General features: G+C 46.6%; 12 protein-coding genes. 6 read left to right on the top strand and 6 right to left on the bottom strand.

Translation table 11 applies throughout. From position 1 onward, the window contains the following. The first annotated feature begins 13 nt into the window (after nt 1-13). From HNR75_RS03855 to HNR75_RS03880, 6 genes are all read left to right on the top strand, one after another. Nucleotides 14-1,294: an MFS transporter gene (locus HNR75_RS03855; protein ID WP_188025701.1), complete on the top strand. Its 1,281-nt coding sequence runs from the start codon at nt 14-16 to the stop codon at nt 1,292-1,294. 12 nt (nt 1,295-1,306) lie between these two features. Further along, the gene (locus HNR75_RS03860) at nt 1,307-2,284 is read left to right on the top strand and encodes an NAD(P)-dependent oxidoreductase (protein WP_188025702.1); all 978 of its coding nucleotides are present in this window, start codon (nt 1,307-1,309) and stop codon (nt 2,282-2,284) included. A 24-nt stretch (nt 2,285-2,308) separates the two neighbouring features. Continuing rightward, a complete protein-coding gene (edd, locus tag HNR75_RS03865) occupies nt 2,309-4,117 on the top strand; it encodes a phosphogluconate dehydratase (RefSeq protein ID WP_188025703.1) in 1,809 nt (602 codons plus the stop codon). Nucleotides 4,118-4,132: 15 nt separating this feature from the next. Further along, nucleotides 4,133-4,780, top strand: coding sequence for a bifunctional 4-hydroxy-2-oxoglutarate aldolase/2-dehydro-3-deoxy-phosphogluconate aldolase (locus tag HNR75_RS03870; protein ID WP_188025704.1), 648 nt, complete (start codon nt 4,133-4,135; stop codon nt 4,778-4,780). A gap of 386 nt (nt 4,781-5,166) precedes the next feature. Next, nucleotides 5,167-5,997 (top strand): Hachiman antiphage defense system protein HamA, encoded by an 831-nt coding sequence (locus tag HNR75_RS03875; RefSeq protein WP_188025705.1) that lies wholly within the window; start codon nt 5,167-5,169, stop codon nt 5,995-5,997. A gap of 2 nt (nt 5,998-5,999) precedes the next feature. Beyond that, nucleotides 6,000-9,323: a DEAD/DEAH box helicase gene (locus HNR75_RS03880; RefSeq protein WP_188025706.1), complete on the top strand. Its 3,324-nt coding sequence runs from the start codon at nt 6,000-6,002 to the stop codon at nt 9,321-9,323. A gap of 189 nt (nt 9,324-9,512) precedes the next feature. On the opposite strand, the gene HNR75_RS03885 is transcribed toward HNR75_RS03880, so the two are convergent. The 6 genes from HNR75_RS03885 to HNR75_RS03910 are packed head-to-tail and all read right to left on the bottom strand — an operon-like array spanning nt 9,513 to nt 13,822. Then, nucleotides 9,513-10,544, bottom strand: a complete 1,032-nt coding sequence (locus HNR75_RS03885) for a substrate-binding domain-containing protein (protein WP_188025707.1) — start codon at nt 10,542-10,544, stop codon at nt 9,513-9,515. A 30-nt stretch (nt 10,545-10,574) separates the two neighbouring features. After that, nucleotides 10,575-12,116: a PepSY-associated TM helix domain-containing protein gene (locus HNR75_RS03890; RefSeq protein ID WP_188025708.1), complete on the bottom strand. Its 1,542-nt coding sequence runs from the start codon at nt 12,114-12,116 to the stop codon at nt 10,575-10,577. Nucleotides 12,117-12,118: 2 nt separating this feature from the next. Further along, nucleotides 12,119-12,379 carry a hypothetical protein gene (locus HNR75_RS03895; protein ID WP_188025709.1) on the bottom strand — a complete coding sequence of 87 codons (261 nt, stop codon included), beginning with the start codon at nt 12,377-12,379 and terminating at the stop codon, nt 12,119-12,121. Beyond that, nucleotides 12,379-12,639 (bottom strand): hypothetical protein, encoded by a 261-nt coding sequence (locus tag HNR75_RS03900; protein WP_188025710.1) that lies wholly within the window; start codon nt 12,637-12,639, stop codon nt 12,379-12,381. Before HNR75_RS03900 ends, HNR75_RS03895 begins: the two co-directional genes overlap by 1 nt. Then, the gene (locus tag HNR75_RS03905) at nt 12,636-13,061 is read right to left on the bottom strand and encodes an ExbD/TolR family protein (protein WP_188025711.1); all 426 of its coding nucleotides are present in this window, start codon (nt 13,059-13,061) and stop codon (nt 12,636-12,638) included. Before HNR75_RS03905 ends, HNR75_RS03900 begins: the two co-directional genes overlap by 4 nt. Continuing rightward, complete coding sequence (locus HNR75_RS03910; RefSeq protein WP_188025712.1) at nt 13,061-13,822, bottom strand: MotA/TolQ/ExbB proton channel family protein; 762 nt, start codon at nt 13,820-13,822, stop codon at nt 13,061-13,063. The genes HNR75_RS03905 and HNR75_RS03910 overlap by 1 nt, the downstream gene beginning before the upstream one ends. Between the last annotated feature and the right edge of the window lies 1 nt (nt 13,823).

Raw genomic sequence — 13,823 nt, forward strand, 5'->3', positions numbered from 1 at the left:
AAGAGGAACAAGTATGACTACTAAGCTCCCTGCCCCATCCAGATGGTGGCACATCATGCCGATTGTGTTTATTACCTACAGTCTGGCCTATCTCGACCGGGCCAATTACAGTTTTGCCGCGGCAGCCGGTATTAACGAAGACCTGGGCATCACCAAAGGGATGTCCTCCCTGCTTGGTTCGCTGTTTTTCCTGGGTTATTTTTTCTTTCAGATCCCTGGCGCAATTTACGCTGAAAAGCGCAGTGTCCGAAAACTGATTTTCCTGTGTGTGCTGTTATGGGGTGCCTGCGCCACATTAACTGGCCTCGTCAGTAATATTCCGATGCTGATCATCATTCGCTTCACGCTCGGGGTGGTGGAAGCGGCGGTCATGCCAGCGATGCTGATTTATATCAGTAACTGGTTTACTAAATCGGAACGTTCACGGGCCAATACCTTCCTGATCCTGGGCAACCCGGTCACCGTGCTGTGGATGTCAGTGCTCTCCGGCTATCTGATCCAGGCACTGGGCTGGCGTGAAATGTTCATTCTGGAAGGTTTCCCTGCTGTACTGTGGGCCTTCTACTGGTGGAAGACCGCGCGTGACAAACCACAGCAAGTTAGCTGGCTGACTCAGCAAGAAAAAGATGATCTGGACGAGATCATGGTTAACGAGCAGAAGAATATCAAACCGGTTCGTAACTATGCCGAAGCGTTCAAATCCAAAAATGTGATCCTACTGTGTGCACAATATTTCTGCTGGAGTATCGGTGTGTATGGTTTCGTGCTCTGGTTGCCATCCATCATCCGTGGTGCCTCCAATATGGGCATGGTTGAAACCGGCTGGTTGTCATCTGTTCCTTATCTGGCAGCAACTATCGCGATGATCACCGTGTCCTGGCTGTCTGATCGCATGCAGAACCGCAAACTGTTTGTGTGGCCAATGCTGCTGATCGGCGCGACCTGTTTCCTCGGCTCCTTCCTGCTGGGTGCAGACAATTTCTGGTTATCTTACACGCTGCTGGTGATTGCCGGTGCTTCCATGTATGCCCCGTATGGCCCGTTCTTCGCCATCATTCCTGAAATGCTGCCGAAAAATGTCGCTGGTGGCGCAATGGCGCTGATCAACAGTATGGGTGCGTTGGGTTCCTTCATCGGTTCATGGGTCGTGGGTTATCTGAATGGTGCGACCGGTGGCCCAGGTGCGTCTTATATCTTCATGGGTAGTGCGCTGTTTGTCTCTGTGCTGTTAACCATCATCGTTAAACCGAATGCCGATAAAGAGAGTGCTCAGCCGCTGCCTCAGGCTGCCTAAAAGGAAACCGTCATGAAACCGAATGTTGTACTGTACAAAAAAATTCCTGCTGACCAGCTGGAACGTCTGCAAAGCCACTTCAATGTGGCTTTCTTTGAAGGCATTACCGATGACAATCGTGCGGATTTTATCGGTGCACTCAGTAACGCTGAAGGATTGATTGGGGCGAGTTGCCCCATCACCGCCGATTATCTGGATGCAGCCCCGGCATTACGCGCTATCTCGACCATCTCTGTCGGTGTTGACCAGTTTAATGTGCCGGATTTAACCAGCCGGAAAATCAACCTGATGCATACTCCGAGCGTACTGACTGAAACCACCGCCGATACCATTTTCACGCTGGTGTTAAACAGTGCTCGCCGGGTCATTGAAATGGCAGAAATGGTGAAAGAAGGCCGCTGGACCCGCAGTATCGGCGTCGATTGTTATGGCACCGATGTGAACGGTAAAACTATAGGCATTCTTGGTATGGGTCGCATCGGTTACGCCGTTGCCAAGCGCGCCTATGCCGGTTTTGGCATGTCGGTACTGTATTACAACGATATCCCAAACCCGATGGCAGAACAGGATTTTAAAGCCCGCCGCTGTGAGCTGGATGAACTGCTGGCGCAATCCGATTTTGTCTGTGTGGTGCTGCCACTATTGCCGGAAACCGAAAAATTTATCGGCAAAACACAGCTGCAGAAGATGAAACCGAGCGCTTTTTTAATCAATGGTTCGCGCGGCAAAATTGTCGATGAAGCTGCACTGATTGAAGCCTTACAGCAAGGTGTGATCCGTGGTGCCGGGTTGGATGTTTTTGAAAAAGAACCGCTGCCGGCTGATTCACCGCTTGTGTCTCTGCCTAATGTCGTCGCCCTGCCGCATATTGGCTCCGCCACGCATGAAACCCGTTATGCGATGGTGCGTTGTGCCGTCGATAACCTGATTTCCGCACTCAACAACGATGTTTCGGTGAACTGTGTTAATCCGAAAGCCCGTCAACGCTGATATTTATCTGAAAGGAGCTGAAGTATGCATCCTGTAATCCGGCAGGTAACGGAGCGGATCCGTCAACGTAGTGCACAGAGTCGTCAGCAATATATCGCGCTGATGCAACAGCAGGCGATGGAAGGAAGACCGCGGGCCCAACTGGCCTGCGGCAATCTGGCGCACGTGGTTGCCGCTTGCCCGCAGGCACAAAAATCCACTTTGCTGGATATGACGCGTTGTAATGTTGCGATTATCACCGCCTACAATGACATGCTGAGTGCCCACCAGCCTTATGCCGACTATCCGGCACAGATCAAAGCAGTGGTCAGTGCGTTAGGCCACTCCGCACAAGTGGCCGGTGGTGTACCGGCAATGTGTGATGGCGTCACCCAGGGGCAGCCGGGGATGGATCTGTCGCTGTTTTCCCGCGATGTCATCGCACAGGCCACGGCCGTGTCATTGAGTCACAACGCCTTTGACGCCACTTTACTACTGGGGATCTGCGATAAGATCGCCCCCGGCCAACTGATGGGGGCACTGGCCTTTGGTCATCTGCCGACAGCGTTTATACCGGCGGGCCCGATGAGCACCGGCATCAGCAACGAAGAAAAAGTAAACATCCGCCAACAGTATGCCGCCGGGAAACTCGGTCGTGATGCGCTGCAAAATATGGAGAATCAGGCTTATCACAGCCATGGCACCTGTACTTTTTATGGTACAGCCAATACCAATCAGCTGGTCTTTGAAGCCATGGGCCTGATGCTACCGGGCTCGGCTTTTGTCCATCCGGATGATCCACTGCGGCTGGCACTGACGGAAAAAGCCTCATCCTTAATCACCTCGCAAGTGGCTGGCAGTTCACAATATCGTCCACTCTGGCAAATCGTGGATGAACGTTCACTGGTTAACGGACTGGTCGCACTACTGGCTTCAGGCGGCAGCACCAATCACACCCTGCATATGGTGGCGGTGGCCCGTGCCGCGGGTTTACTACTGACGTGGGATGATTTCAGCGATCTTTCCGACGTAGTGCCGCTATTGGCCCGGGTCTACCCGAATGGTCCGGCGGATATTAACGCCTTCCATCAGGCTGGCGGTGTGCCGTTACTGCTGAAACGACTGGCTGATCGCGGGCTGTTGAACACCGATGCACAAACATTCAGTGGTGATTTCAGTGCTCATTTCCACCAGCCATTTTTGGATAACGGCAAACTTTACTGGCAGGAAGTGGGTGAATCAAAACACCCCGATGTGATTGCCGCAAAAGATCAGGCCTTTAATGTATCCGGCGGTCTGAAACTGCTCTCCGGCAATCTGGGCCGCGCGGTCATTAAAGTCAGTGCGGTAGCGCCTGAACACCAGATCGTGGAAGCGGATGCGCTGATTTTTGATTCACAACACGACGTCGAAACTGCTTATAAAGCCGGTCAATTAAATCGCGACGCCATCATTGTCGTGCGCTTTAGCGGCCCGGCCGCGAATGGTATGCCGGAGCTGCACAAGTTAATGCCGATCCTCGGCAATGTGCAGAAAGCCGGCTACAAAGTCGCATTGGTCACCGATGGGCGGTTATCGGGTGCTTCCGGGAAAATTCCTGCCGCTATTCATGTCACCCCGGAAGCCGCTAAAGGCGGTCCGCTGGCGCATCTGAAAACCGGTGATCGCATTTTGCTGGATGCCACCGAAGGCAAGCTGGAAGTGCTAACCGATATCAGCCAACGAGCCACCGCAAAACCCGATTTGCATAACCAACACCGAGGAATGGGGCGCGAGTATTTTTCATTATTCCGCCAAAACGTCTCCAGCGCCGAACAAGGTGCCTGTGTGCTGTTTGCTGACAATACCGATTAATCATAAGGAAAGAGAATGAATTGGAATTTATCTCCGGCCGCGATTTTCGCCGCCTCCCCGCTGGTCCCGGTTATGGTGATCGATGACTTGAATCAGGCGGTACCGATGACACAGGCACTGGCTGCCGGTGGCATCACCGTATATGAAGTAACCCTGCGCACCCCTGCCGCTCTGCAAGCCATCAAGGCAATTCGGGAAGCATTGCCGGATGCGCTGGTCGGTGCCGGCACCGTGCTGAATCCGCAACAATACGATGCCGCCGTTGAAGCTGGCGCACAATTTGTGATTTCACCGGGTTGTACCACGGAATTACTGGCACATGCCAAGCAGCGAACCGTCCCGTTAATTCCGGGTGTTGCCACGCCGAGTGAAATCATGACGGCATATAGTATGGGTTATGACCATCTGAAGTTTTTCCCGGCAGAAGCCAACGGCGGTGCACCGGCATTAAAGGCAATCTCAGCGCCATTGCCACAAATAAAATTCTGCCCAACCGGCGGGATCAGTCCGAAAAACGTGCATGAGTATCTGGCACTTTCTTGCGTGGGAACAGTGGGCGGATCGTGGATGTTACCGGCGGATGCACTGAAACAAGGGGACTGGCAACGCGTAACACAATTGTCGAAAGAAGCCGTTGAGCTGGTTAAATCACTACGCGGTTAATCATTTCGGTGATCAGAACGGTAGGAGATGAATAAAGTTTCATACTTGTAGTGGCATACTGGAATGGCAGAAGTAGCAACAACTTGCTGCCATTTCTAACACGAAAATGCCCCATTGTGTGTTTGCATCAACTATCACCCATATATTCTCTTCTCTAGTCATACAATAAATACATGTCACGCGTGGTTATTGGCGGTAGATGAGGATAGCTATGTCAGTTTGACACAAATCAGAAAAAGCTAAAATACATGTAGTTTTCGGTTGCTATCAATCAGCTTCATCCGGCATCATGATGTCAAATGAAATTATCACCTTTATAAACTTAATGATTTTACTCTGATAATTGGTGAATTACATCGTATAACTCACAATAATACGGATGAATTATGAACGCTAAGAATCAATTAACAGCCCAAAGTAATTTGATAGGTGAACATCCTAAGTCGGGCTTTTTCTTCGATTGGTTTGAATGTGAAGATACTCCAACGACAGCTAATAAAAAACATAGAAAGCTCACTAATAAAGGGATTAACAGATCGACTTTAGTTGACCATTTATCTCAATGGATAATTAAACATCATGCAAATGAAAATCGTATGGCTAGGATCGAGAGAAAAAAACTGATCTTAGATAAGCATGGCTTTGCTGAGTATATGGAAGGAAGAGTTCCTTTTCCTATTAAGTCTGCAACAACGCAGAAAGGTAACCTAGGAGAAATAATTCTTGCTGAATACCTCACAGAAACATCAGGTTTAGAAATCCTTGTATATAAGTTGAGGTACAATCCAAATGTAGAGCAATCCATGAAAGGAGACGATTTATTACTTTTTGAAAAACAAAATATTCAGAATAAAATAATATTGGGAGAGGCAAAGTTCCGAGAAATCAAAAGCAAAAAAGCTTTAGACGATATTGTTGAATCACTATCTAAGGAAAAACTTCCAATATCTTTGACTTTTATTAGCGATAGATTAGAAGAAATGGGAGATGATGTTTTAGCGAATGAAATAGATAATTTAATCACAAACCTCCATTCCAAAAAAACACCAGTAACATATGTTGGTTTTTATCATAGTGAAGCTGCTGTATATAAGACCATAGAGAACAACTTAAACTCTAATAATAATAATCTTGTAATAGTATCGTATGGTGAAAATAACCCCTCTGAACTTGTTAAGAATAGCTTTGACGAGGCTCTAAGAATGGTAATGAAATAGATATGGATATTATAAAGGCTCAAGAACTTTTTGAGACGCTTGAAAGCGATGAGTTTGCTCAAAACTTGATTGCACAATCCAATGCAAAGAGTATTCTTTTAGCTGTCAAAGAAGATAGAAATAATTTTCCAAATTTCACAGAAGGGTTAATAGATAGAATAAATAGCATTGCCTTCGCATATTTGTCTATAGGTTGTGCTATAGCTGAAAAAAATGAAATTAATGATATTGCTCTGCAATCATTTGAGAAAGCTGGAGATGCAATATATTACATTCACGCCCCGAATATTGATTTTAACGAACAGAGTAGTTTCTACTTAGTTGTCAGTAGTTTATCATTTTACTTGGCGACTCAATATTCAAAATCGTTTATAGCCATAAAAAATATTAAAGAAGATTTGCCATTAATTAAGCTAGTTAGCAATTTTTTGAAGAAAGACCTACAATCACTCATTCACGAAATTAACAGCATTCAGTTCAATGATAAATATGACGAAGTATCTGAGGATGAACTAGAACAGAATAACAAGTATTATGTGGTTATTTTATCAAAATCCCTAAATTTAGTATTGGAGTATATTTACTCAGGTAAAGAAGAATATCTCACTCTCGGTCAAGAATTTCTAACTGACTTGAAAGAGTTAGCATCTATCGATGACGAACCTGTTGTATGGTGGTTGTCAAGGTTGTTAAATATATTGTTTGGAGTATTCAAGCAGTACTCCTTTTGGAATGTATTACCAAAATTAATTGATAGTAATATCATCGATAATTATGTAGCGCAATTAGCATTGCGAACACCGGCAATTACAGAGTTATTCTTTGCTCAATATAATGCACTACAGGTTATGCAAAATAAAAGTGATATTGTCTTAAGTCTACCAACAAGTAGTGGCAAAACAAGAATTGCCGAGATCGCTATTTTAGAAGCTTTGATTGATAAACCTTTTTCTAAAGTGCTATACCTTGCTCCTTTCCGTTCGTTATCTTATGAGGTAGAAGAGTCAATGGAGAAAACGCTCACGCCTTTGGGATTTTCTACCACGTTCCTATATGGCGGAGGACAGTATAGTAAGCTAGATAAAACATTAATCGAGAACTCCAATGTAATTATTGCAACCCCCGAAAAAGCTAAGGCAATAGTCAGAGCTGATGAGAATATCGCCAATGAAATTAGCTTACTGATTATAGATGAGGGGCACCTACTTGGAGCAGAAGAAAGACTAATTAAAATTGAGTTATTTATCGAGGAGTTAAAGCATCATGTTAATAAAAATGACGGCAAGATTATGCTTCTTTCTGCCGTTCTCCCAAATACAAATGATATTGCTCAATGGATAGCCAAAGACAGTAGTAATGTTTATGAAACAGATAAGAAAATTTCAAACAAGCGATTCGGCGTAATTAAATGGACTCACTCTAAAAATATAACAATTGAATGGTTTGGAGAACCAACCTCCTTTAACAGAAATTTCGTGGAAAAATTCTTACCACCCAAAGCAAAAACTAAATATTTCCCCAATGATAAAAATGAAGGTATTGCTGCTACAGCATTAAAACTATCGCAACTTGGGACTGTCTTGATGTTCGTTGCTCAGGCTAGGTATGTTGTTTCTTCAGCTAATAGAGTGTTAAAAGCAATGGGGAGTACTCCCGAATTACACAACTATAAAAATGAAGCGCTTTTTGCGTCATTTAGGCTCGCATGTGATGAAGCAGGTGTTAGCGAAATATACAATTTAGCTCGATTCGGAATTCTATGCCATTACGGAAAATTGCCTACGGAAGTTCGAATTTTGCTTGAGCAATTAATGCGATCAGAAAATGTAAAAATTATCGTTTCGACCACAAGCCTAGGTCAAGGAGTAAATATCGGCATATCAACAGTGATCTTCGCAGATGTTTTTATGAATCATCAAGACGAAACAAGAATTGACTCAAAAGACTTTTGGAATATTGCTGGGCGAGCGGGAAGAGCATTTACCGATATCGAAGGCAAAGTTTTGTACTGCATTGACGAGACTAGTTGGAGCTATCAACGGGATCTTGGTTTTTGTCGTGAATACTTTGATCCATCAAAAATGGAGCAAGCTAAGAGTGGGCTGTTAGCTCTAGTTAAATATATAAAAAATATATCTAAAGAATGTAATGTTAATTTTGATTTGTTGCTACAACTAATTGCTGACAATGATTTTTCTCAACTAAAGTCTGGTGATGAAGATTACTCAGATATATCTAGACAATTATTTGACTGGCTTGATGACACATTATTAGCATTAAACTACAAAAACAAAGCAAATGAATTAAAAGCCCCTTCGGATTGGATTGATACAGTTTTCAGAAATTCATTGGCTTATATACAAGCTAAAGAAGATGGTGACGTATCTCAAGAAGACATTATCAAATTTATTAAGAGTAGAAATCAAGCTGTTCTCAACATGGCAGGGGATTATGAAAACTGGGAGAATATGGTTAAGTCAGGTATTCCATTAAGATCTTCCATAGCATTAGATGATTACATTGAACCAATAAAAGATAGCATAAAAATTTACAACGATTCCGAAGGTAATCCTGACGATTTGGCAATATTTTCAAAAAGTATTGAAGAGTTAATTCAAAAACTGCCCACAGTTACTTTTAAACATCATTTTGAAGAAGCAGAGTTGAATCAGGTGAGATTGAAGTGGTTTAGTGCAATACCATTATCAGAAATAGCTGTTCATGAGAACGGTCAAGATATATGTGTTTCATATTTTTCGATGACGCTACCTTGGGCAATTAATGCAATTACAAGAAAGTTACTTGATTTAAAGCTAAATTATGAAGCTGAAATACTGGAGGGATTAGCTCTTTATTGCGAAATAGGTGTTCCTAATATGGATTCAGTGAAAATCTATTTGGCTGGGTTGAAATCACGAGTGGCAGCATTTGATATTTCTAAAGTACTGGTAGGCAAGCTTACCAATTTAAACAAGTCCACATTATTAACGTTACTTAAAGTCAATGCGCTAGAAATTGAATTTTTATGCGATGAAACAACAAATAAATGGGTAGACACCTTTACTATGGAACAAGAGGGAAAAACAGAAGATGAACTTACTAAAATTAGTGACTTTGTCTTAGTAGATATAATGCCTAAAAGCCATCAGTTAAATGTCCGAAGCTTCAATGACAAGCTATATTTATGCAACGCAGATATGAATGAGAAAATATCAATAACTTCTAGTGATGAGTTTCCTTTTGGTACAATTGCGGATAACCCTAAAGTTTACTTCGAAAATGAAGATTCTCACTGGACTATGAGAATTAGAACCAATCGATACTAGAATGGTATGGCAGGACAGTTGTTTTAAGTCTTAATGTACTTTCTTTAGTGGGTATTAGATAAGTTTGCTTTTTTCTAGCTTATTTTTGTCCAGAAACGCTCTACGACGAGTACGAGACTTTATTCCTCTCCCACCTCCCACAAGAACGCTTATCTCCGGCTGAATTTGCCGGAGATATTTCAGACTTTGTTATAGCGTTGTCGAACCGCGAATAATCAGTTCGCCGTTAAACAGATATTGCGACGGCTGATGATCCGGTTTATCCAGTTTATCCAGCAGACAGGTCACCGCTTTTCGTCCCATTTCCGACGTTGGTTGTGAGACGGAGGTGATCCCCTTCCCGGCTAAAGCGGCCCATTCCAGATTATCAAAACTCAAAAAGCCGATATCGGAACCCCAGTTCAGCCCTAAGCGGCTTAACGCCTGTGCCACTTGTAAGGTCAGCACACCATTAGCCGCAATCACGGCTTTACGCATTCCCCGGTGACTGGCACAAAACTCGGCTATCAGACGTTCAATTTCATCGGGTGCCGGTAGCACCACTTCATGACTTTCCCCCTTGATATGCGGATGTTGTTCCAGCATCTGATGGAAAGTCTGCAGACGCTCCTGCCGCGCACTGATATAACGGACTGGCTCCGTCAGAAACAATAACGCTTCAAAACCCTGTTCAATCAGGTGATTTGTGGCCAGCGTAGCGGCCTGCGGGTTATCCAGCCCCACCATGTCACAAGGGAAATCGTCGATTTTTCGATCGAGTAATACGAACGGCAGCGTGGTGGCTTTCAGTGCCTGCAAAAAATGCGCATTGATGCCGGCGGAATTGATGATCAGACCATCGACCCGGTAGCCATTCAGCAGATTCAGGAATTCACATTCCAGCTCAATACTGTTACGGGCATTACAGACCACTGTCATGAAGCCCTGTTTGATCGACTCGGCCTCAACACCTTTCAACACTTCGACCGAAAACGGGTTGCTGATATCAGCGATGATCAGCCCAATCAGACGGGTACGGCCATATTTCAGGCTGCGCGCCATCTGGTTCGGGCGGTATTCCAGCTCCTGTATCGCGCTTTCAATGCGCTGGCGCAGATCATCCGATAACAGATGATATTCACCATTCAGATAGCGCGAAATACTGGTCTTTCCTGCCTTTGCTTTGGCAGCAACATCCCGAATGGTGGCATAAGAACGTTTACGGTTTGTTGGTTCGCTCACTCTCAGCTCCCGGTCTTAACATCAATGATGTCAGCATCGGGCTATATTACCTGAAAAATCCACAACATACCGAGTTGCCCGTCGGGCCAGGCGCCAAAATACCCACGCATAAAGGATTGCCGCCAGATCTATCCAGAGGAAACCGGTTTTCAGGGTGATAAATCCGGCCAGTAATTGTTCCTGATTCATCCACAAATCAATCAGCGGAATGAATGCGGTCAATACCGCACAGCCATACAGCAATTCGCTTCGCCCTTGGCTCATGGGGCGGACAACACTGAACATCATGGCTGCTCCCCATGCCGTGAAAAATACTTTCGTCTGCAAAGACGCGATCTCCGGGTGATCGGCCATCACCGCAGAAAACACAAACAGAAACGAGATCGCGGCACAACAACCCAGCGTGAATCCGTTGGTGAGTTTGGCCATGGCAACACCCTGCCGCTGAATTTTGAGCTGGCGGTTTTTCAGTTGCGTGTTGATCCAGAGTTGATTGCCGGAATAGAACAGGAAACAACCGCCAATGCCCAACACGGCATACAACAAACGGATAGCGATGCCGCCAAAATCACCAAAATGCAGGGAATAAAGCCCCATCATCATGCCATGGTTCAGCGATTCGTTATCGCCGGTTTGATCTTGCAATAACTGACCATTGATGGCGTTAAGCACCACCAGTTTGCTCTGGCTTAATTGTTTGTCCTGATGCGCGACAATTTCTACCTGCGCCGCACTGTCACCGTAGTATTTGTAATGCAGCCATTTCGGCGTAAATTCAGCGGTATCCGGTAATTTCTGCAGCAGCACATCGGCTGGCAAAGGCGCCTGCATCACACCACTTCGTTGTACACTGCTCATCGGCATAAAGGTTTGTCCGGTGGCGGTATACAATTGCTGATCAAAAATGACGCTGTTAAACAGACCATACAATAACGCCGACAACCCCCAGATAGCGCCGGTCCAGGCAAAAATCAGGTGAAACGGCAGACTGATCACACCAACCAGATTGTGCAGATCCAGCCAGTGCCGGCGTTCCCCCTGCTTGTTGCGCAGCAGCCAGAAATCTTTTGTTAACCGCGGCAGATGAATCACAATTCCGGTGATTAATGCCAGCCCGTAAAGCAGGCTGATCACACCTAAAAAGGTACGGCCCACGCCCGGAATAGCTAGTGAAAAATGAATCTCGTTGATCAGGTGCGCCAGCTTCCCATTTTGCTGTTTTTTATCCGGTTCAGCGCCCAGCTCAGATTGCGTGACCGATTGTCGGCCATGTTTTCCCGCCTCCATCCACATAAACCGTAATGGCCGATCTGACTCGCCCGGCAACATCATCCAGAATTCATCCCGCGCCTGCGGATGCAATGCGAGAAAACGATCCAACCAGGTCTGATAGTCAACCGGAGAAACCGTGGACTGCTGCCTTAATTCCGGTTGTTGCCACTGCGTGACTTCACCACGAAACAGCGTGATCACGCCGGCATAAAAAGCCACGAACAGCACCATACCGGCAATCAGGCCTGCCCAGGTATGCAACCGACGGAAAACAGAGATATCAGAAGATGGCATCGCCATGATTAACCAACCAGATGAAGATGTTTTACAATCAGAAAAAAGGGAACCAGCACACCATGCGCGATACCCAGCCAGATGAGCGATTTTTGCGGTTTCTGAGCCAGTGCCCAGCCTGTCAGTCCGAGCCACAGCGGAAAGAACAACAGCAGCGACGGCACCCAGAGTTGCTGCCAGTTGCCCGGTGGCAAGTAAGCCAGCAAGCCACAGATCAGCGCAGCCAGCGAGAATCCCGGTACACTACCGGCCAGCAGACGCCACCACATCAGTGCTGCTCCCGTGGGCTGAAAAAACGGGTAAACACAAACGGTATCAGCACCGCTGCGGCCATCAGCATCGCGATCAGCGTGAACACGCCCGCCCAGAATCCGAGGCGAAAAATACTGACCAGCAACCCCAGCCCGAACGCCATCCGTGCGACACCTTTGGCGGCACGTTGCTGCAAAGGCCAGATGAGGCGTTTCTGCTGCAACAGATAAAGCGCCGTTACGGTGATGATCACGCATACTGTGATGAAGGTGATCATGGTTGATCTCCAGTCGGTTCGCTGACAAAGGCGATTTTGCTGACACCGGAACGCGATGACAGCGCCATGATGTCGGCGATTTTTCCATAGTCGAGATTGCGATCCGCATGCAGATGCAATTCTGGCACCGGTTGCAGCTTCGCGGCATTAATCAGACGGATTTCCAGCTCTTCTCGACTGATCGCTTCCCTGTTCCAGAACAGCTCACCGCCGGCTTTCATCGCTAACTTAATATCATCATTTTTGATCTCTTCCGGCGAACTGCTTGCCTGCGGCAAATCCACCTTGACCGCATTGCTCAGCAGTGGCGCGGTGATCATAAAGACGATCAGCAATACCAGCATAACGTCGATCAGCGGGATCATGTTGATTTCGCTTTGGGGCTGTCCGCCGCCCTCGTCAGATAATTTGCCAAATGCCATTACGCTTCTCCCGCCTGCAGTTCAGTCACCACCGCACGGGACACCGCCTTGACGGCCGGTTGAGATGCTGTTTTGGCCTGTCCTGTGGTCAGCAGTGCAAAGACGTCATGCGCAAAACCATCCAGTTCCGCCAGATACACCCGGTTCATCCGGACAAAGGCGTTATACGCCAGCACCGCCGGTAAGGCGACCGCCAGACCAAAGGCAGTCATGATCAGCGCTTCACCGACCGGACCGGCCACTTTATCCAGCGTGCTCTGTCCGGAAACACTGATGCCAATTAGGGCGTTATAGATACCCCATACGGTACCGAACAAACCGACAAACGGCGCGGCAGAACCAACCGAAGCCAGCAAGGTCAAGCCCGCCTCCAGCCGCAGCGTACTGCGGGTGACAGAGCGGCGCAGCGCACGCAATACAAACTCTTCGCGCGATCCCATCGCCACCAGCCCCTGATCCGGATTCTGAACCTGACGGGCAGCCTGTAATCCGCTGTTCATCAGTTCGGCACACGGTTCAGGTTTTGCCTGTTTCAGTACCTGCTCTTCGACCTGTTTCAGGTTGCGGCACGCCCAGAACGCGTCAAGAAATGCTTTGGTATTCCGGCGCAGTTTCCAGTTTTGATAAACCTTCAGCACAATCCAGTACCAGGTGGCAACCGACATCAGCAGCAACAAAATAGCCGGTACCAGCCCCATTCCTGTGGTCTGAGTCAATACATGGGCCAATCCCATCTGGGTTACTTCTGGTTGATTTTCCATC

This window comes from Tolumonas osonensis (assembly GCF_014202415.1).
GTDB classification, from domain to species: domain Bacteria; phylum Pseudomonadota; class Gammaproteobacteria; order Enterobacterales; family Aeromonadaceae; genus Tolumonas; species Tolumonas osonensis.

Excerpts from the sequence above, each read along its gene's own strand:
- HNR75_RS03875 (WP_188025705.1), top strand. The coding sequence starts at position 5,167 with ATGAACGCTAAGAATCAATTAACAGCCCAAAGTAATTTGATAGGTGAA.
- HNR75_RS03905 (WP_188025711.1), bottom strand. The coding sequence starts at position 13,061 with ATGGCATTTGGCAAATTATCTGACGAGGGCGGCGGACAGCCCCAAAGC.
- HNR75_RS03910 (WP_188025712.1), bottom strand. The coding sequence starts at position 13,822 with ATGGAAAATCAACCAGAAGTAACCCAGATGGGATTGGCCCATGTATTG.
- HNR75_RS03855 (WP_188025701.1), top strand. The coding sequence starts at position 14 with ATGACTACTAAGCTCCCTGCCCCATCCAGATGGTGGCACATCATGCCG.
- HNR75_RS03860 (WP_188025702.1), top strand. The coding sequence starts at position 1,307 with ATGAAACCGAATGTTGTACTGTACAAAAAAATTCCTGCTGACCAGCTG.
- HNR75_RS03880 (WP_188025706.1), top strand. The coding sequence starts at position 6,000 with ATGGATATTATAAAGGCTCAAGAACTTTTTGAGACGCTTGAAAGCGAT.
- HNR75_RS03895 (WP_188025709.1), bottom strand. The coding sequence starts at position 12,379 with ATGTGGTGGCGTCTGCTGGCCGGTAGTGTACCGGGATTCTCGCTGGCT.
- HNR75_RS03900 (WP_188025710.1), bottom strand. The coding sequence starts at position 12,639 with ATGATCACCTTCATCACAGTATGCGTGATCATCACCGTAACGGCGCTT.
- HNR75_RS03890 (WP_188025708.1), bottom strand. The coding sequence starts at position 12,116 with ATGGCGATGCCATCTTCTGATATCTCTGTTTTCCGTCGGTTGCATACC.
- edd (WP_188025703.1), top strand. The coding sequence starts at position 2,309 with ATGCATCCTGTAATCCGGCAGGTAACGGAGCGGATCCGTCAACGTAGT.
- HNR75_RS03870 (WP_188025704.1), top strand. The coding sequence starts at position 4,133 with ATGAATTGGAATTTATCTCCGGCCGCGATTTTCGCCGCCTCCCCGCTG.